This window comes from Yersinia nurmii (assembly GCF_001112925.1).
In the GTDB taxonomy this organism is placed as follows: Bacteria; Pseudomonadota; Gammaproteobacteria; order Enterobacterales; family Enterobacteriaceae; genus Yersinia; species Yersinia nurmii.
Genome location: NZ_CPYD01000005.1, coordinates 18,651 through 38,677 on the forward strand (window position 1 = coordinate 18,651; position 20,027 = coordinate 38,677).

Consider the following 20,027-nt stretch of genomic DNA (forward strand, 5'->3'; position numbering starts at 1 on the left):
CAGGATTATTGAGATGCATTCTGAACGATGATCGTCGCAGCATAGCGTTTGAGGATTATCTTACATAGCCAATAAAAAACACTGGCCGCAACCAATGAATTAATGGTCGGTACGCCCCACTCGGTAAACAAGCCAACCAGACTGCCTGCAATACTTGCCAAAATAGCCGTCCAACCGATAACCGGCGTTTCATCCGGCAATTTGCCTGCTTTTCTGCTGTCATCCAAAACTTTTCTGTGGGTGCGCAGAATATAATAATCGACCAGCATCACGCCTATAATTGGTGGAAATACTACGCCAAGTACGGTCAGGAAATCCACGAATCGGTCTAAGATACCCAGTACAGAAAGTAACGTACCTAATAAGCCAATGACGACGGTTGTCGCCGTATATTTTAGTTTCTTGCCGGTAATTCCCTCAACCGCATTCACTACACCTAATGAGGATGAATACAGGTTGATATCGTTAACTCGTAGTGTGGAGAAAACAACCACTAATAAACCAATGCCGCCAGCAGTCTGCGACATGATGGTGACCACGTCCGCTGAACTCAAACTGCGGGCAATCAGAATAGCTAATCCGTTAACAATGAACTCACCAGCTATAATGGTAAAAATGGTGATACCGAAAACATGCTGCTTATTTTTACTGTAACGTGTCAAATCTGGTGTAATTAAGCTGGCGACAATAGCTCCACCAACCACGATAGTAATACCGGTGCTGATAGATAATGGCTCGCCTCCCGGAACCAGTTTAATGATTTCGCTCAGGCTTTGCCCTGAAAGCACATTATAAGAAATAAAGAACACCAAGAGAATAAACAAAGGAACCGCTATTCTCGCAGTAATTCTTAACGCTTTAAAACCAAAAGCTACCAGAATAGTCAGGAATGTACCTGATAGCGCAGCTGACCAGGCAAAACCTAATTTATCGCCTAAAGCAAAGTTAAGAGATTTGGCGAAAATCGCATTTTGTATACCAAACCAGCCAAGCAAACTTACAGCAATCACTAACCCGATCAGTACTGAACCTATGCGACCAAAACCACACCATCGAGCTAACAGGCTGCCTGAGATACCTTCTCTCATACCGGATACGCCTAAGCCGAAAGTCACCACACCAAATATCAAGCTACCGACAAAAATAGCAATAAAGGCATCAATCAGGCTCATGGAGTTACCCAATACGGCACCAAGCATAAACTGATCCAATGCCGTCAACATACCCATATGAACCACGGCTACGCTTAAAAAGGATACTCTTTTATCCTCTGGCACCCGGCTTAATGGGTAGTCCTCAATTTTAATCACAATGTCATTTCCTTGAATAAGATCAGATAAACTGAATGCCTTTCTCTATCAGTCGCTCTGGAATGTAGTTATCAAGCTGCAAAGGCTTACAAAACTCCTCGAATTGCCGAAGCGTATGTACATCTGCTTTTTGATAAATGCTATATATTCTATTTTCTATTGTCTTCGCGCTGACATTATATATCTTAGCTATTTCCTTATTGGCGTAACGTTGTAGCATAAGAAAAATAATATCCAGCTCCGCCTTAGTAAACATCAAGGTATCAACTTCCGTAGTCAAAACACTTGGCTTTTGATGATTAATATATTTCAGCGGAGATAAACTACTCAGAGGTTTGGCATTCCAAATAACCCCAGCAATTATTCCGTCGTCATTATAAATTGGCAATTTCTCACTAATAAACGGCGTGAGACTATCTTTACCATACCAATAATGAGTCTCTATCACCGCAACCCGATCCTTTACCCCTTCAGTCCTTTTATCATGCTCTTTAAACTCAGGGGCACACTCTGCCCATGCCGCAGGAAACTCTTCATCCAGTTTTCCCTCTATATCAAAATTTAGTGGTGTATTGGTATAGAGATATGCAGCCTTGTTCATATATACATGGCGTGACTCAGAGTCTTTAATTCCCCATGGTTCGCTTAGATGTTCCATCATCGTAATGAGGCCCTTTAAATAAGATTCATTACTTTTATTGAATGAACTCACTTCAACCTCATATTTTATGGCGAATTAAAGGTTTTTTGCTAAATAGTATCGAGTGTGTTTATGGGCGTATTCTCCTAATTCTCCATATACCCGATAGCCTAATTTTTCATAAAATTCCTGAGCCTGAAAACTGAAGGTATCAACATAGGCCATATGACAGCCTCGGTTAATGGCTTCTGCCTCTGCTTTTAGCATCAACTCTCTGCCGTAACCTTGCTTACGGAAATCATCACTCACCCAAAGATATTGTACCTCCAGGCCGCCCCACCAGGTTCTGGCTACCAGTCCGGCAACAATTTTATTGTCTTCGTCGGTAATTGTTAGGAACAACGGGTGAATATCGACTTTGTCATATTTGTCATTATGCGCCCATAAGCTATCAATAACATATTCTTCATCTTGCGGATTAGGTACATCCGTTATATTTAATTTCATATCTTCCACATACCACTCAATGCTAATAATATTACATGTTAAGTAAATGCTTATCCAGAATAGGATTTGTTAACACTTTTCCCGTTTAATTACAAGGGTGTATCTCACCCTTTGCCGTAGCAGTAAAAATCACTTATGTTTGTAAGAACAGGGCGCGTACTTAGCTAAACCCAGACGATAAACATAATAGTCCTGTACGTTGAATAAGTCATATTGTGCCTCACCAGGGCACCATCAGGGAAACTTCATTTACGCTAGCAAGCTCCTCTGGAAGAGCAAGATTACTTGCCATAGGGGAGCCAGTAATACATGTAGATATACCGACAGCCAAAGTTGACTTCCTAAGCTAGTTTCTACTTCCCAGTTAATTATTTACCACCCGATCTCATCAGAATGACTAAATATAACTACGCAAATGCTGATAATAAAATGCCAAAATCAGGCAATAAAAAAGTCAGCCCATTTAGTAGCTGACTTTTTAACAGACTTCTTATGATTAATTTATATCGGGATGCTGTGCGATAAGGTTCTTTCTTTTTTTCTCCAGCTCAGCAATTTCCTGATCGATATCTTCAATACTTTGCTCAATATTATCATGGTGCTCTTGCAGGATTTCCTTAGCTTCTGCTCGGTCTGAGGCTGCTGGCGTAGCGCCTTTCAGCGGTTTATTCGCCGTTTCCTTCATAAATATCCCTGTAACCAAACCTATAACCGCTACCACCATCAAATAATACGCTGGCATAAAGAGATTCTGAGTGGATTCAACCAGCCACGCGGCAATGGTTGGAGTCAACCCCGCAATCATTACCGATATATTAAAAGCGATAGCCAATGCACTGTAACGAATGTGCGTAGGGAACATTGCAGGTAAAGTTGAAGCCATTACGCCGATAAAGCAGTTCAACAATACGGCCAGAATCAACAATCCACAGAATATCAGGCCAATCACGCCGCTGTTAATCAGGATGAAGCATGGAATTGCCAAAACAAAAAGGCCAATACTTCCGCATACGATAAAAGGTTTGCGGCCAAATCTGTCGCTCATCAATCCCATAATTGGCTGAACAAACAACATACCTAACATGATAGCGATGATGATGAGTACACCGTGATCTTCCGAATAATGCAGGCTATGAGACAAATAGCTCGGCATATAGGTTAAAAGCATGTAGTAAGTAACGTTAGTGGCAATAACCATACCAACGCATATGATCAGATTTTTCCATTGTTTCGTTAGAATTTCACGGAAAGAAACTTTTGGCGGTTGAGTAATATTATTGCGCGCATCGCTATCCATTTGCTCGACATGCTGTTGGAAGGTTGGCGTTTCTTCCAGAGCGTGGCGCAGATAAATACCAATCAAACCTAGTGGAGCTGCAATAAAGAACGGAATACGCCATCCCCACTCAAGGAAATTAGCTTCACCGACAATGCTGGAAATCAGAACAACCACTCCGGCACCTAATATAAAACCGGCAATGGAACCGAAATCTAACCAACTCGCGAGGAAACCGCGCTTTCTATCCGGAGAATATTCAGCAACAAAAATAGCCGCACCGGTATATTCACCACCGACAGAAAAGCCTTGGGCCAATTTAGCCAATAACAGCAGTATCGGTGCCCAAATTCCGATGGATGCATAGGACGGAATTAAGCCAATACAGAAAGTACTGACCGACATAATAATAATGGTGACGGACAAAACTTTTTGCCGGCCAAATTTATCGCCGAGGGCACCAAAGAATATGCCGCCAAGTGGGCGAACCAAAAAAGGTACGGAAAAGGTCGCTAATGCGGCGATCATTTGAATTCCGGGATCGGCTCCGGGGAAGAATACCTGCCCCAGTGCGAAGGCGACAAAACCGTAAACACCAAAATCAAACCATTCCATGGCATTGCCTAACGCAGCCGCGGTAATTGCCTTTTTCAGCTTGGTGTCATCAATGATAGTTATATCATTGATTTGCATAGGTTTTACCTTTCTTTTGCGTAATCCCATTATTTACTCCCTTGTATTCATTTTCATTCCACTGTGTAAAGCCAGAAAGAGTTAATTGCTTTAGCAGTCATCAAAAAAATTTATGTAACTATATAAGTAATAACCTATGTAATTACGTGATGCAATGAAGAATCAGGTGGAAATAGGCGCTGAATGGCTATTTTTGCTGACAAAAACTGACGAAGTTATTATGAAAAAAAACCTTATTTTTCTCAATGTTACTGATATTTTTTCCTTTAAAACTTACAGAGTTAGCTGAAATTGACAAAAAATGACGAAGACTTAACGCTCACGAAGAAAAGGAGGGAATCATCGGCGCGTTCAAAAAAATAATAAATTTCATTTGACAGAGCAAATAACTCTTCTTGCGGAATAAATAACCAACAAATTATTTTGATACATTCTGGTCAGCTGAAGCCATTATAGATAAATAGTGGCTAATAATTATCTTATTAGCGATAAATAAGGCGATTACACTTTAGTAGAATCGTGAAGCCCTTTATTTATAGTTTCGCTTCCTTTTTCAGCAGCGCTCTCTTGCGCTCAACACCCCAACGATAGCCAGACAACGCGCCATCCTGACGAACGACCCGATGGCAAGGAATCGCCACAGCCAGCATATTAGCGGCACAGGCTCCGGCAACGGCGCGTACCGCCTTTGGTAAACCAATTTTATCGGCAATTTGGCTATAACTTGCCGTGGTACCTAACGGGATTTCTCGCAGAACTTGCCAAACTCGCTGCTGAAAAGCCGTTCCGCGAATATCCAATGGTAAATCCAGGCCAATTTCTGGCGTTTCAATAAACCCCACCACCTGAGCCATCAGGATTTCAAAAGCTTCATCCCCGCCAATTAAAATCGCGTGAGGAAACTTATCTTGCAGCTCTTGCACTAACTTTTGCGCACTCTCTCCCATCCAAATCGCGCAAATTCCCCGTTCACTTTTCGCCACGAGAATATCGCCCAGTGAACACAGGCCAACGGCAAAATAAATAGTAGTACCGGTTCCACCACGACGGAATGCCTTAGGCGTCATGCCAAGCATGGCATTAGATTTATGGTAGAAACGTGCATTCGATTGATAGCCCGCTTCGAAAATAGCGTCGGTAATAGAATCCGTTTGCGCCAATTGCTGACGCATCCGCTGATTACGTAAAGCTTCAGCGTAGCCTTTTGGCGTCAGGCCAATTGCCGTTTTAAATCGTCGGTGAAAATGATATGCGCTCTGCCCCACATAATCAGCCAGTTCATTTAACGTTGGAATATGATCGGACTTTTCAATATAGCGGCAGGCTTTGGCAATTATTTCGTGCTGCTGATCTGCCTGAACACCACCGCAACGTTTACACGGGCGAAATCCTGCTACTTCAGCCGCTAACGTATTCGCGAAAAACACCACGTTTTCCCGCCGAGGCTGACGGGATGGGCAAGACGGTAAACAATAAATGCCGGTGGTTTTTACCCCATATATAAAAGTGCCATCGGCGTCTTTATTTCGCTGGACAATGGCCAGCCAACGCGCCCGATCGCTCTTGAAATTTTGTCTAGCATTCATAATCGTTAACCCTCGACGAATGGAATCGTTAAGGCGTTACCGTTTGAAATTTCGGTCCCGCCAGTGCTAGCCAGATTAATTCAGAGAAAACGGTCAAACACTCCGCTTCTTGCTTTTTCATTCAAGTTTGGAGTGAAAAGACTTTAATATTTCAATCCCGCGAGCGGAATTATCTTTCAGTCATCCTTGGATAAAGCCCAAAGATACAAAGAGGCGGTGGTGCCATAGGGTGAGTAACGTTTTCTATAACGTTCAAAGCGCGCTTTAGTCAGTTCTTTATGACGATATAAATTCATCATTCCGCGGCGAATAGCCAAATCTCCCCAACTCACGACATCTGGACGCGCCAGTGAAGAAATTAGCAGCATCTCTGCGGTCCATATGCCAATGCCGTTTAATCCGGAAAGAGTACGTATGATTTCTTCATCGCTTCGGCTATGAATGTTCGTCAGATCCAGCTCTCCGACCAGCACCGACTCTGCTGCCCCTTTAATATATTGGGCTTTTTTCATTGTCATGCCACAGCGCTGTATTTCTTCATCAGGCAATAACAGAATGCGTTCAGGCGTAATATTTCCGGCTAATATCTGCAAGCGCGTATTAACGGTTTGCGCCGCTTTTACCGATATTTGTTGTTCAACAATATATTGCACTAATCCGGCAAACAAATCGGGATTGGTTGGGCGTTGTAACATGCCAAAGCGTTCAATGGCCGCAGCCATCTTTTTATCGCGTTTTTTGAGATGCTGAATCTCGGTTTCGCCATAAACAAAAAACATGCCAGCCCCTCAGTGAATCAGCTTCGCTACGAATATCCATCCTTGATACTGTATTTTTATCATGATGAATAGAGCCAATCTGGAAAATATTGACTCTGAGCGAGGTAGGATTTTATTTATCTGTCAGTGAATGAATGAGGTTCACACCAGAGTGGTTTTCGCTGCCAGTCTCGGCAAACGCTTTTCATCCAGCTTACCGTTTGGGGTGAGCGGCATTTCACTGAGCAAATGTAGCTGACTGGGAATCAGATATTCCGGCAGTCTGTGGGCCAAATCACAGAGAATACGACAAGGCTCCGGCGCGCAGACCGGATAACACTGACATAGAGTCGCAAATGCCAACAGTTTTTCCTCAGAACCCAATCGCTGAACAACCACTTTGACCTGCTGTAATAACGGGCACACGCGGATCAACTGTGATTCCACTTCGGCAATATCGATCAGATAGCCGCCGATTCGGACCTCTTCTTCTATACGCCCTAAAAATTGATAATGCCCGCAAGGCAGTTTTCTGAACTTATCGCCGGTACGGTACAAGCGTAACCTTTGGCCCGGTATTGGCTGCCATTCGATAAATCGCTGGGCGGTTAGCTGCGGTTGGTTAAGGTATCCCCGCGCCAGCCCGAGGCCAGAGAGATAAAGCTCCCCCGCTTCCCCCGGCAAGCATTCGGCACCGTCTCGGTCCAAAATCCAGGCCTGATTTCCAGTAACCGGTTGACCAACATGAACTTGCTGGCCAAGGGAAATTCGCCCATAAAGAGCCGTTACCGTACATTCCGCCGGGCCGTACAGATTATAAAGCGCTACGCGATCTGCCCAGCGTTCGGCCAGATTTTGTGGGCAATCCTCGCCCCCGATAGCAATCAGCGGCGGTAACCCTTCGGCCTGAACATCAAGACGAGCTAACAATGCGGTAGGTAAAAATAAGTGGCTGCTGCGGCTGTTGACAATAGCCGCGGTTTCCCCGCTGCCAAGAGCCAACTCTCCTCCGCAGATTAACGGTAACAAAGCGGCCATATTACCCGCGTCAAACGCCAGAGATAAGGCGTTATACACCCGGCTGTTGGCGGTAACCTCCAACCCTTTAGCATGATCTTTCAATAAATTAGCCAAAGCGCCATGTTCGATCATTACCCCTTTCGGCACGCCTGTGGAACCGGAGGTATAGATAATTAAAGCCAACTGCTGGGGACGACGAACCACCTGTGGCGGTTGGCTGCCCGACCAGCGTTGAATACCGCGAAGAAATCCGGAAGAAGTTATATCGAAATAGCGGGCACAGGGCCACAGCGCCAGTGAATCACCGCTGCCAACGCCAAGAATCACGCTTAGCCCAGCGTCGGCGACCATATGGCTAAGTCGCCCAAGCGGGTAATCCATATCCAGCGGCACGTAGCAGGCTCCGGCTTTCCACACCGCCAGCAGTGCCACCAGAAAATAGGGATCGCTACCGGTGAGCACACCGATCCTTGAATGCTCACCTATTCCCTGTTTATTCAGCCAGTTAGCAATACGATTCGCATCTCTTTCCAGCTGAAAATAGCTTATGATTCCCTGTTGGGCATTCCTTGCCGCAATACGATCTGGTGTTAATCGATTCCAGATCTCGATCAGGTCAGTGACCGTTTCTTCCATCGGATAATCCATCAGGCCGCCAGAGTTGCGCCACCATCCACGACCATATCCTGCAACGTAATATGGCTAGCTAAATCTGAAGCCAAAAACGCCACCGTTTGAGCAATTTCCGCAGGCGTAGCGATTTTCCCCAGCGGGATTCCGAGCTTGTACTGCTGAGGAAAGCCGGCGATGGTGCGCTGCTCGGCGTCTGGCGTTTGCCACATTCCGCGTTGCATTGGGGTATCAGTCGATCCTGGCGAAACCAGATTGCAGCGCACGCCATAAGGCGCTAACTCCAGCCCAACGCAATGGCTGAAACTGGTTAGCGCCGCTTTAGAGGCACAGTAAGCGGCCATTTGCATACGCGGCACATGAGCCGCATTTGAGCCAATGCTGACTATCGCGCCGGATCGCTGCCGCTTGAACACCGGAATAAGCTGTTTTAACAGATAAAAAGCGCCAGAAACGTTGACGTCAAAACACTGCTGCCAGTCATCCAGACTCAAGGCTTCAGCTTCTCCCATACGCAAAATACCCGCCGCGTTCACCAACACATCGATGCCGGACACAACCTCAAGCCGTTGCTCACAAACGTCCGCCACCTGCACTGGCTGGCTAATATCCAGCACTGCCGTAGTGAAAGGATATTCTTCATTGGGAAAGTTTTTATCCAAGCCAAATACTTCCGCGCCCAGCGCCGTGAATAATTTAGCCGTTTCAAAACCGATGCCCTGACCCGCACCGGTCACCCACACACGTTTACCGGTGAAATCCATTTGTGCCATTGTGCCAGCCATTATTTCGCCCCAGCCGCCCGATGTTTCTCAAACAGTGCCCACCAGCCGTTTAAGCTTGGAGATTTCGCCAGATCGACAAAACTTAGCTCAATGCCTTGCTGACGCCATTCGGTCACCAGCGCCATGATATGAACGGAATTCAGGCCGTAATCGATCAAATTTTCATCTTCATCAAAGTCTTCGGCATTTTCGTCAATCAGCGCCAGGAGCTGTGCTTTTAAGCTTTCTTTGCTGAATCTATTATCACTTTGGTTTGCTTCACCCAGCAGTTCCTCAGTGAAAATCACACGTCCGCTACGCGTCGCCACGTATTTCAGCGCCATCAGATGCTCTTCCAGCGAGAAATCAGCCACCGCGTCCGCCACCATAAACGGCTTAATATCTTTCATAAAAGCGTCCGTTGCAGTAATCATGCAGCCAATGTGGCCGTAGATACCGCAGATCACCAACTGGTCACGCCCCATTTCCTTCATCATTTGCTCTAACGGCGAGCGATGGAATGCGCTATAGCGCCATTTCACCAAAATCTCGTCGTCTTCATCCGGCGTTAACGCACTCACTACCCGCTGCTTGGCCGGATGATCATTTAAACCCGCGCCCCACATGTCATTCAGCAGCGCCCGATCTTCCGGGCTTTGATTATTAGGTTGGGCGGTATAAATCACCGGTACGCCCTGACGTTTACAGTAGCGACGAATGTCGGCAATATTGTCGATCACACGATTAATCATTGGGTTATTATCACCGTAGAAGCTGACAAAGTAGTCCTGCATATCGTGAATCAGCAGCACGGCTTTGGTCGGATCGAACTGCCAGCCCACTTTATTTGCCGGAACATGTTCTGCCTGTGGCAGCTGATAAGCAGAAAGAGTTGGAATCGCCATGAAAAAATCCTTATTCACTGATGCTGATTTGGGTCTGAATGGTTTGTCGCAGTAGTCGTTTGTCGATCTTCCCGACCGGTGTAACCGGTAGGCTATCGACCATTTCAAATCGGTCCGGCAGCTTGAATTCCGCCACGCCGATGCCACGCAGATATTTGCGTAAGTGGAGCGGTTTGAGGCTGGCATCGCGAGTTACCACAAAAGCACAGCTTTTTTCACCCAGCATTTCATCAGGCATCGACACCAGCGCAGCGTGGATGATGCTCTCGTGGGTTAACAGCAGATTTTCGACCTCTTCGGCGGCAATTTTTTCGCCCCCGCGATTGATTTGATCCTTCTCACGCCCAACAACGCATAGGTAGCCATCTTCGGTCATCTTTACTAAATCGCCAGAGTGATAAAATCCTTCATCATCAAAGGCTTTCGCATTGTGTTCTGGGCTACGGTAATAGCCACGGAAAGTATATGGCCCGCGAGTGACTAACTCTCCCGCTTCTCCCAGAGCAACTGGCTGACCGGCACTGTCCAGCACCCTAACTTCATCATCGGCGCTGATAGGGCAGCCCTGCGTGGTGAAAATACGCTCGTCGCTATCGTCCAGACGAGTGTAATTCACCAAGCCTTCGGCCATTCCCAGTACTTGCTGCAACTGACAGCCCAGTACCTGCGGAATCCGCCGTGCCAGAGACTCACTCAGTTTGGAGCCGCCGACCTGCAACAGTTTCAGGCTGGCGAGATCCTCTGAGCCAAAATGCTCGGCAGCCTGCAGCCACAGAGATACAGCCGGCGGAACCAATGAGGTCATGGTGATTTGATGACGTTTAATCAGCGGGAAACAGCTCATAGCGCTTGGTTCTGGAGCTAAAACTACGCAGCCACCGCCATAAAAAATACCCAATGCGCCGGGCGAACTGAGCGGATAGTTATGCGCCGCAGGCAGCGCACACAGATAGCGGGTATTTTCATCATTTTGACAAATATCTACGCTGCCTCTGACGCTGTAGTAATAATCATTGTGAGTTCGCGGAATCAGTTTCGGCGTCCCGGTACTGCCACCGGAAAGTTGGAAAAAGGCGACTTCATCCGCTGCAGTCGGTGAGAAATCAGGCAACTCGCCGTCTAATTCTTCATACAGCATGGCCGGCAACAATGGCGCATAATCATTCGCACCATCAATAACCACGAATTCAAGAGAAGGCACTGACTGCTGCAATTGCTGCGTAAAGGCCGCGTCACCAAACAAAGCGTGGCTGGCGGAGGCAATCAACAGGCGCGGCTGAATTTGTTCAGCGTAAGCATTCAGCTCCAACCGATTGTGGCTAAATAAGGCATTTACCGGTGCCACGCCGATTTTCAACAGCGCGAAATACACCAAATAAAACTCGGCAACGTTGGGTAATTGCACCAAAGCCGTATCACCATGCCCCAGTCCCTGACCGGTTAATCTGGCGGCCAGTCGATCCGAAGCACGATTCATTTCGGCATAGCTGAACTGGCGTTCACCACAAATCACCGCCATTGCCTGTGGACGCCATTGGCACTGTCTGGACAGCACATCCGTCAGCGGTAAATCAATCCAATAGCCTTTTTCGCGATATTGACGCGCAAACTCCGCAGGCCAACGGGTAAACTCGATACTCATGGCAAGCGTCCCTGTGATTGAATTCCCAATGCATTCAGCATGGTGCCTAACTTAGCTTCGGTTTCGGCCCACTCTAGCGCTGGCTGTGAGGCCATCACGATTCCGGCCCCAGCAAACAGGCGCGCCTGAGTGTCATGCAGCGTTGCGCAGCGAATCGCTACCGCCCACTCACCGTTGCCGTCTTCATCACACCAGCCGACGATACCGCTGAATAATCCGCGTTCGAAAGGCTCTAACTGGTTGATTAACCGACGAGCTGATTCCGTTGGGAACCCACAGAGCGCTGGCGTTGGATGTAATAGGCAAGCCAGTTCCAACACCGAGGTTTGGGCACTTTCCAGCTCGCCGCTGATAGCAGTAGAAAGGTGCCACAGTGCGGCGGTGCTAATCAGGGAAGGCTGAGTCGGGATATTTAACGAGCGGCAATACGGCGTCAGTAAGCGGCGAATTTCATCGATAACCAAGCGATGCTCATACTGATCCTTTCCGGAATTCATTAAGGCTTGAGAAACCACACGATCGCCTTCTGCCGTTGCTTGACGTTTTGCCGAACCGGCTAAGGGGTTGGTATAAACCCGATCGCCGTCCTTACGTACCAGCAGTTCCGGACTAGCGCCCAGCAACACACCGCCTTTACTCAGAGGAATGTGGAAATGAAACGCACCTGGATTTTGGCGTAATAAGTGATTGATAACTCGATTAGGATTGATCGGTGTCTCAGTTTCAATCTCTAAAATTCGCGACAATACCGCCTTATGGATTGCCCCTCGACGAAAGGTTTCAACCGCCTGAGAAACCGCCTGTTTAAAGCCGTCCTCATTAGGCAGACTACGCCACTTAGCGACAGAAACCTGGTCTTCTGATGTATCTGGTGCAGCAGAAACCAGTTCCTGACGATCGAGAAATTGATAGGATTGAGGAATGAATAACTGGGTAGGCTGGCTAATATCGAAGGGAATAGCGCCGACAACGATAGGACGTTGCAGACCATCGGCGCGCGCTTTGATAAATGCCTTCTGGATCGATTCTTGTAGCGTACCGGGGTATTCCGCACCGCCTTGTGCTCGTTGAGTGATTCGTTCCGCCACCCCCTGTGTTTTTATACTCCGATATGCTGAAGTGAATAAAAACGCTGAGGAAGTCGCTGAAAAAAGTGGGTTATCCAAACGCTCTTCAGTGCCACTGTGTGCCACAAAAACCTCCACCACGATGTAAATAGTAATGGTAATAATAATTACTATCATTCCCTTTTAAGCGTGGTAAATTACGACGAAGCAGTTACATTGTCAATGTATGTAAATGTCCCACTAATCATTTTTGATTATATGGACAAGCCAGAAAAATAGGAGATTCAACTAAGCCATGTCCCTTTTTTTTCATAGCATTACGCCGAAAGCCCGCCGCGTAGCCTTTCCGGTCTTTTTTTGCTTGCTGGCTCTTTTGGGCTTGAGCGGATGTAAACCGGCGGATGAAACGACCCAGATTTCCCCTACGCCGCCGCCAGCCAGCGAAACCAATGGTCAATGGCCACGCACGGTTCATACCGCCAGAGGCGATGTGCAGCTTGAGAAAGAACCGCAACGCATTGTTTCTACAAGCATTACTATGACTGGTACTTTGTTGGCAATCAATGCGCCGGTTATTGGTACGGGCGCAACCGTTCCTAACACCACGGTTGCTGACGATCTGGGCTTCTTTACTCAATGGTCAAAAGAGGCAAAAGCCCGCAATCTGGTGCCTATGTACCAAACTGAGCCGAATGCAGAAGCGGTGGCCGGTATGAATCCTGATTTGATTATCATTTCAGCTACCGGCGGTGATTCAGCCTTGAAGCTGTACGAGCAGCTTTCAGCCATTGCTCCAACTCTGGTAATTAATTACGACGATAAAAGCTGGCAGGAACTGGCGCTAACGCTGGGTCATGCTACCGGCCACAAAGCCGATGCCGAACGAGTAATTAGCGACTTTGCCAAACGTCTGGATCAGGTAAAAAACAGTATTACGCTACCGCCACAACCGGTTTCAGCCTTTGTGTATCAGGCTGGGGGGCAAACCGCCAACCTATGGACTGCAAACTCGGCGCAGGGAAAGTTATTATTGGAGCTGGGCTTTACGCTAGCCACTGTCCCTGAATCTGTACTAGGTAATACCAGTATGGGACATCGTAAAGATATCATTCAGTTAGGCGGCGAAAAGCTGGCGGAAGGGCTAACCGGCAATACCTTCCTGCTATTCTCTGGCGATAGGCCCGCGATAGAGGCGTTGGAAGCGAATAAGTTTCTCTCCCACTTACCGCCACTCCAGCAGAACCGCGTTTATGCGATGGGTAACGATACTTTCCGCCTGGATTACTACAGCGCCAGCAATATGTTGCAGCGAATTGAGGGGCTGTTTAAGAGAGGTTCGGTTTGATTTTGATCTTAAGAGCGTATTTAAGCTGCTGAAGGTTGGAATTGGATACAGGCCTCAAAGCGTAACAGTTCGGTTTCTCCTCACCTACCGTGAAAGCTTTCAAGCAGGGTTGGCAGTCACCACAGCCCTGCTCCCGTGCTTAGCGCGAGGCCTACGAGCTTGCTCAGGATGCCATGCTATCTTGGCCCTGTGGCTCAAGGTGCGCTTCCTGATTACGCTTTATTAAAATCAAAACCATTTGTTACGAATCACAATTTGTCTTTCGCCTTCGATATAGCTTTTGATCTTGAAGAACACATATCAGCCTGCCGAGTGAAGAACAGAGCATAGGGCAAGCCGCTATGGACGGCGGATTGAGGCGCCATGAACAGGGATGCGAACAAAGCCATCCCGTCAGCTGGTGTAATGAACGAGGTGTCCTGCAAAGCAGACGGGCGGCTTTGTGCGGAGTGTTAAAACTCGCACCTTCGAGCCTTGACTCGGTTGAGGCTGCGAACGTGAGGCATTCACCAAGTGAATACCCCGATTCCCCGCCCCGCGACCGCTTTCAGAAGGCAAACAAACAAGAATTAATTCTCTTTCGCTTCCTCTACGTTCAGCGTCACTTCCTCTAGCTCGGCGCTCCCCATCGAAGCCTGGCGCAAAGGCCGAACGCAAACCGCAATAACCGCCCCTAAACCCGCAGCAGCGACTCCATAGGATAACGCAGCTAAAGCCGGTGTCATCAAACGCGCCAGCAAACCTAATCCCAGTGCGCCCAAAGACTCGCCGGTAACAAACTGCACATTCCACAGGCTATTAACTCGCCCCAGCAATGCGTCCGGTGTATGACTCTGAACCAAAGTATATTGCAGCAATCCGCTGATCGAACTCAGATAGCCATACAACACCAGTCCCGGTAATGCCAAATAGAAATTATTGGTCAAACCCAGCGTTGCGATAGACAAAAAGGCAGCAATAGACGCATACATCAACACCAAACCGGGGCGGCGAACCTCTGCTACCCAACCGCTAGTAAAAGCTCCGATAGTTGCCCCTAACGGCACAACCGAATACATAATGCCAATCTGCGAAGCACCAACGTGATAAGTATTTTCTGCCAGCGCAGGGAACAGCACGCGAATCGCTCCGACCATGCTAACCAACGTCCCCAACAACACGACCGAGCCAACCACTTTATTACTCAATACGAAGGAAATACCACTGGCCAACGCGCGCAACGGATGTTCATGCTGCGTCACCGTCGGTTTCATTTGCGGTAAACGCAACAGCGGCAGCAGCGTCAGCATCGTACCCGCAGCCGCAATACCGTAGTTCCAACCCACACCGCCGTAAACAATAATCAGACCGCCAATAGCCGGTGAAAGAATTGCCCCCAAACGTACGGTCAGCATGCTCAAACCGCCCGCCGCCGCCAGATTTTCACGTCCAACCAGCGATGGCGTAGCCGCCATTAACGCCGTCATGCCCAAAGCGCCGAAAAAACCGTCCCAAGTTGCCAGCACGTACAGCACCCACAGCGAAGGCGTGGCGGCAAAAGCGTTGATACTCAGACCAACAAAACCCAAACCACAGGTAAAACGAGCGAATAAAATCAAACGACGTCGATCGAGACGATCGGCCAACACACCGCCCAGCAGCAGGCCAATAAACATGCCCAAGCCATCTAACGTGACGGCTAACCCTACCTGCAAGGTAGAGCCGGTCATCGCCTGGATTTGTACCGGCACCGCAACGGTAAGCATCCCCAAGCCTAATACCGAGATCAGGCGAGCAATAAATACCGCCCGAAAATTTGCATTATTCTTTAACAGGCTGAAATCCAAGAGAATGGGTGACTTTGCCATGATTATCTAATCCATTAATGTCGACAGAAATGCTGCCGGACATGGCCCTATTGACCGAAAAAAGTGTATTGTCACGCGGATACTGGCAGAATTTTGCTGATGTAATCCAATAATGACTCGTGCTAACATAGCGCAAATAAATAATAATGATAATCAAAACGATAACAATAATCATTTTATTAAAGAAGAATCGTTATGTCCCTTGATAAGACACTCAATATACCCGTTGCGACGACCCAATCGGGCCGCTTCTCTAACGACAGTCGTCGTGTATTCGGTTTATTTTTTTGCCTCACTCTGCTGCTGATTATCATGGCCTGTAGCCTGATGTTCGGTGCCAAAGCCATTCCTCTGGACGTGGTATGGCGCAGCCTGCTGGGGGAACACAGTGGACAAGACAGTACCCTGATTTTGGAGTCCCGTTTGCCTCGCACGCTGATTGGGGTATTGGCCGGAGCGGCTTTGGGGTTGGCAGGCGCAATTATACAGGCACTCACTCGCAACCCGCTGGCCGATCCCGGTATTCTCGGCGTCAATGCCGGAGCCAGTTTTGCCGTTATTATCGGCATTACCGTTTTTGGGGCCAACGCCATCAGCGGCTATATGATTTTTGCATTTGTCGGCGCAATGCTTACCACACTGTTGGTGTATTGGGTCGGGACCTTGGGAGCCGGCGGGGTGAATCCGTTGCGCCTGACTTTGTCTGGCGTCGCTATTGGCGCGGTTCTCACCGGAATTTCCTCCGGCATCTCTCTGACTCACCCGATGGTTTACGACAGCGTCCGATTCTGGCAAGCAGGCTCGTTGGATATTCGCAATATGTCAGTGGTTACCGCAGTCACGTTACCCATCGTAATCGGCATCCTAATCACCCTATTACTGGCGCGTCCGCTGAACGCCATGCATATGGGAGAAGATCTGGCGGCAGCTTTAGGTGCACATATTGGCCGTACTCAATTCTGGTCAGTCGTCGCCGTAACTCTGCTGTGCGGCGCGGCTACCGCAGCCGTCGGTCCTATCGCCTTTGTTGGCCTGATGGTGCCGCATATCGCCCGTTGGCTGGTCGGCCCTAATCAATGCTGGATTCTGCCTTTTACGCTAGTGATGACCCCTATTTTGCTGCTGTTCTCCGATATTGTCGGTCGTTTTCTGGTTCCCGGTGAGCTGCGAGTTTCCATTGTTACCGCCTTTATCGGCGCGCCGCTGTTAATAGGATTAGTACGCCGTAACGCAAGGATGACCGCTCTGTGAAATCAATCACTCAACCTTGGATTATCGGTCATAGTGCTGGTCGGATAAATCTGCGCGTGCGTCCGCGCAGTTTGTTGACCTGTGCCCTGTTGCTGCTGGTTTGCCTGATATTAGGCGCGCTAGCGTTAACTCTCGGCACACTTAGACTCTCTACCGATCAGGTAGTTAGCGCTCTTATTGGGCAGGCCAACGGTTTTATCAATACTATCGTCACTCAGTGGCGACTACCGCGAGCGGCTATGGCGCTTATTTTCGGTGCAGCGCTAGGCGTCAGCGGTGCGTTGTTCCAATCGATGATCCGCAACCCTTTGGGTAGCCCGGATATTATTGGTTTTAACTCCGGTGCTTATACTGGCGCGCTGGTGGCTATTATTCTGTTCAATGGCAGCTATTTTGAAATTGCCAGCAGCGCCTTAGGCGGTGGTTTGCTTGCCGCCGCGGCTGTGTATTTACTGGCTTACCGTCAGGGAATACAAGGATTCAGGCTAATTATCGTCGGGATTGCGGTCGGTGCGATGCTGACGGCATTTAATACTTGGCTAACGATTACCGCCTCGTTGGAAGCGGCTCTCAGCGCAGCAGCCTGGGGAGCCGGTTCGCTGAACGGCATCACTTGGGCCAAAGCCGCACCGTCGAGCCTATTCATTTTATTGGCTATGATGCTGGTGGCGTTGCTTAGCCGCCGTATCCCACTGCTAGAAATGGGTGACGATGCCGCCGGAGCCTTGGGTATTCCCGTTGAAAAAACTCGGCTCGGGCTAATGGCAATTGGGGTTATTTTGATGGCAGCGGTCACCGCTGCCGCCGGGCCGATTTCATTTATTGCCCTCGCCGCCCCACAGATTGCCCGCCGCCTGACCGGTACGCCTTCGGTCACGCTTATTCCTTCAGCGTTGATGGGGGCGTTGCTGTTGGCCGCCGCCGATTTGTGCGCCCAGCATCTGTTTTCACCTAATCAGCTACCGGTGGGCGTGGTTACCATCAGCATCGGCGGGCTGTACCTTATTTGGCTTCTAATTCGCGAGTCCCGCCGATCATGAGTAATCTGCATGCTAACCCTGTCAACACCGCCGAAAATCGCCTGCAAGCCAAAGCCGTAACCTTAGGTTACGAAGGGAAGATCATCAGTGAAAACCTGAACGTTTCTATCCCTGACGGCGAATTCACCGTCATTGTTGGTCCAAACGCCTGCGGCAAATCGACCCTATTGCGGGCGCTAAGCCGCTTACTCAAACCTCAGGCTGGCGAGGTGATTCTCGACGGGAAAAATATCGCCCGCTATGACACTAAACATGTAGCTCGCCACCTCGGGCTACTGCCGCAAACCTCACTGGCACCAGACGGCATCACAGTCATGGATTTGGTCGCCCGAGGTCGTTATCCGCACCAAAAACTGCTCCAGCAATGGACACAGACGGACAAACTCGCGGTACTCGAAGCTATGCAGGCCACCGGCGTTAGCGAGCTAGCCGATCGCACCGTTGATGCACTGTCCGGCGGACAGCGTCAGCGGGTCTGGATCGCTATGGTACTGGCACAACAAACTCCGCTGCTGCTCTTGGATGAGCCAACAACTTATCTGGATATTGCTCATCAGATTGAATTACTGGAGTTATTCGGCGATCTAAACCGCGAACGCCAGCACACGCTGGTGGCTGTATTGCACGATTTGAACCACGCCTGCCGCTACGCCACCCATATTATTGCCATGCGCGATGGTCAGGTGGTGACCGAAGGCGCACCGCGCGAGGTAATTACCGCTGAGTTGGTGGAAAAAGTGTTCGGGATGCCTTGTATGATCATTGACGATCCGGTTTCCCATACCCCACTGGTCATACCTAAAAGGCGGATGAAGCATAAAGGGTAGATAGGTTCATTTTGCGGTGAAACGACATAATTAGGGGCTAAATTGATTTCTATGGGAAATATATTTATCCCCATAGGCTATTTATACAAATTTTGAGCATACGTCGCGCATATCATTGATGGAAACCGCTTCATTCACGTTCATCATCAATGAGGAAGAACCTATGCCCCATATAACATCAAACTCCTTAAGTAGCCGAATTACGTTTTTTAACCAACTGAATAATAAACCCGAGACAGAAAGCCGCCCCAGCAAAATGGGAAAATTCTCTCAGCGTTTTACCGGCGTGCGGAATAACGCTGCACCTCATTTTTTTACCCACCCAAAAGCTACCAGTGATCAAACTGATGGCTCTTTCCGTTCCAGCCTAAATACGCGCCACTCGGCTAACGGTGAAGCCCCGACAGCCCCCGTGTCCAAAAAAGTCTCTATTCTGGATGTCATGAAGCTCAAAATGGAAGCTGAAGGGCAACAATTTGAAAGTTTTATCGACAAACTTAAGTCGGTAAAAGTGACCGATGCCCCACCTCCGATTAAACGTCAGGAGCTTGCCCCTGTGGCCCCGATAGCGGCACCTATTGCGCCAGTGAATGTTAGCTTCCAAAACGGTGTGATTCCACCGCCTCCGCCGCCTCCGATGTTCTCCGCTCCCGTGAAAACCAAATATATCCCAACAGAGATAAAGCCGGCCAGTAAGGAAGATATTGCAGCGCTGGCGGCTAAGCAGTTCGCTAAAGTGGCGAAGAAATCAGAACCAAAACACCAGATGCCAGCAGATTTTATGGCCGCATTGCTCGCAAAATTGCCCAAGAAGATTGAATAGCCAGTGGCTGAGAACCACCAGATAAAAGCGGTGACTCACTGATAAACCGTCTGGTTAAGATATTAGTTATCTAAAATATTCAGGCCAGCATATTCG

At 48.5% G+C, this 20,027-nt stretch carries 17 protein-coding genes; 5 read left to right on the top strand and 12 right to left on the bottom strand.

Going from position 1 to position 20,027, the window contains the following annotated elements:
* Positions 1-5: 5 nt before the first annotated feature.
* The 11 genes from AD970_RS07755 to AD970_RS07805 form a co-directional block, all read right to left on the bottom strand.
* Positions 6-1,310 carry a cytosine permease gene (locus AD970_RS07755; protein WP_049597744.1) on the bottom strand — a complete coding sequence of 435 codons (1,305 nt, stop codon included), beginning with the start codon at positions 1,308-1,310 and terminating at the stop codon, positions 6-8.
* Positions 1,311-1,332: 22 nt separating this feature from the next.
* Positions 1,333-1,971 (bottom strand): helix-turn-helix transcriptional regulator, encoded by a 639-nt coding sequence (locus tag AD970_RS07760; RefSeq protein WP_157045481.1) that lies wholly within the window; start codon positions 1,969-1,971, stop codon positions 1,333-1,335.
* Positions 1,972-2,046: 75 nt separating this feature from the next.
* Complete coding sequence (locus AD970_RS07765; RefSeq protein ID WP_049598093.1) at positions 2,047-2,457, bottom strand: GNAT family N-acetyltransferase; 411 nt, start codon at positions 2,455-2,457, stop codon at positions 2,047-2,049.
* Positions 2,458-2,953: 496 nt separating this feature from the next.
* On the bottom strand, positions 2,954-4,456 hold the full coding sequence (gene proP / locus AD970_RS07770) for a glycine betaine/L-proline transporter ProP (RefSeq protein WP_049597746.1): 1,503 nt from the start codon (positions 4,454-4,456) through the stop codon (positions 2,954-2,956).
* Between the two features lie 503 nt (positions 4,457-4,959).
* Positions 4,960-6,012, bottom strand: coding sequence for a bifunctional DNA-binding transcriptional regulator/O6-methylguanine-DNA methyltransferase Ada (gene ada / locus AD970_RS07775; RefSeq protein ID WP_049597747.1), 1,053 nt, complete (start codon positions 6,010-6,012; stop codon positions 4,960-4,962).
* 176 nt (positions 6,013-6,188) lie between these two features.
* The gene (locus tag AD970_RS07780) at positions 6,189-6,791 is read right to left on the bottom strand and encodes a DNA-3-methyladenine glycosylase family protein (protein WP_049597748.1); all 603 of its coding nucleotides are present in this window, start codon (positions 6,789-6,791) and stop codon (positions 6,189-6,191) included.
* A gap of 141 nt (positions 6,792-6,932) precedes the next feature.
* Positions 6,933-8,438 (bottom strand): amino acid adenylation domain-containing protein, encoded by a 1,506-nt coding sequence (locus AD970_RS07785; protein ID WP_049597749.1) that lies wholly within the window; start codon positions 8,436-8,438, stop codon positions 6,933-6,935.
* Positions 8,438-9,205, bottom strand: coding sequence for a 2,3-dihydro-2,3-dihydroxybenzoate dehydrogenase (gene dhbA, locus AD970_RS07790; protein ID WP_328286832.1), 768 nt, complete (start codon positions 9,203-9,205; stop codon positions 8,438-8,440). Before dhbA ends, AD970_RS07785 begins: the two co-directional genes overlap by 1 nt.
* Positions 9,205-10,089 carry an isochorismatase gene (locus AD970_RS07795; RefSeq protein WP_049597750.1) on the bottom strand — a complete coding sequence of 295 codons (885 nt, stop codon included), beginning with the start codon at positions 10,087-10,089 and terminating at the stop codon, positions 9,205-9,207. The genes dhbA and AD970_RS07795 overlap by 1 nt, the downstream gene beginning before the upstream one ends.
* 10 nt (positions 10,090-10,099) lie before the next feature.
* Positions 10,100-11,731 (bottom strand): (2,3-dihydroxybenzoyl)adenylate synthase, encoded by a 1,632-nt coding sequence (locus AD970_RS07800; RefSeq protein WP_049597751.1) that lies wholly within the window; start codon positions 11,729-11,731, stop codon positions 10,100-10,102.
* Positions 11,728-12,975 carry an isochorismate synthase gene (locus AD970_RS07805; protein WP_084728135.1) on the bottom strand — a complete coding sequence of 416 codons (1,248 nt, stop codon included), beginning with the start codon at positions 12,973-12,975 and terminating at the stop codon, positions 11,728-11,730. Before AD970_RS07805 ends, AD970_RS07800 begins: the two co-directional genes overlap by 4 nt.
* 118 nt (positions 12,976-13,093) lie before the next feature.
* Between AD970_RS07805 and fepB the strand changes: the two genes are divergently transcribed.
* Positions 13,094-14,143, top strand: a complete 1,050-nt coding sequence (fepB, locus tag AD970_RS07810; protein WP_049597752.1) for a Fe2+-enterobactin ABC transporter substrate-binding protein — start codon at positions 13,094-13,096, stop codon at positions 14,141-14,143.
* Between the two features lie 569 nt (positions 14,144-14,712).
* Here fepB and entS read toward each other — a convergent pair.
* Positions 14,713-15,990, bottom strand: a complete 1,278-nt coding sequence (gene entS, locus AD970_RS07815; protein ID WP_049597753.1) for an enterobactin transporter EntS — start codon at positions 15,988-15,990, stop codon at positions 14,713-14,715.
* A gap of 195 nt (positions 15,991-16,185) precedes the next feature.
* On the opposite strand from entS, the gene fepD reads away from it, so the two are divergent.
* From fepD to AD970_RS07835, 4 genes are all read left to right on the top strand, one after another.
* Positions 16,186-17,241: a Fe(3+)-siderophore ABC transporter permease gene (gene fepD / locus AD970_RS07820; RefSeq protein ID WP_072080615.1), complete on the top strand. Its 1,056-nt coding sequence runs from the start codon at positions 16,186-16,188 to the stop codon at positions 17,239-17,241.
* Positions 17,238-18,281 carry an iron-enterobactin ABC transporter permease gene (fepG, locus tag AD970_RS07825; RefSeq protein ID WP_049597754.1) on the top strand — a complete coding sequence of 348 codons (1,044 nt, stop codon included), beginning with the start codon at positions 17,238-17,240 and terminating at the stop codon, positions 18,279-18,281. The genes fepD and fepG overlap by 4 nt, the downstream gene beginning before the upstream one ends.
* The gene (locus AD970_RS07830) at positions 18,278-19,108 is read left to right on the top strand and encodes an ABC transporter ATP-binding protein (protein ID WP_049597755.1); all 831 of its coding nucleotides are present in this window, start codon (positions 18,278-18,280) and stop codon (positions 19,106-19,108) included. The genes fepG and AD970_RS07830 overlap by 4 nt, the downstream gene beginning before the upstream one ends.
* 118 nt (positions 19,109-19,226) lie before the next feature.
* On the top strand, positions 19,227-19,931 hold the full coding sequence (locus tag AD970_RS07835) for a hypothetical protein (protein ID WP_157045483.1): 705 nt from the start codon (positions 19,227-19,229) through the stop codon (positions 19,929-19,931).
* Positions 19,932-20,027 lie beyond the last annotated feature (96 nt).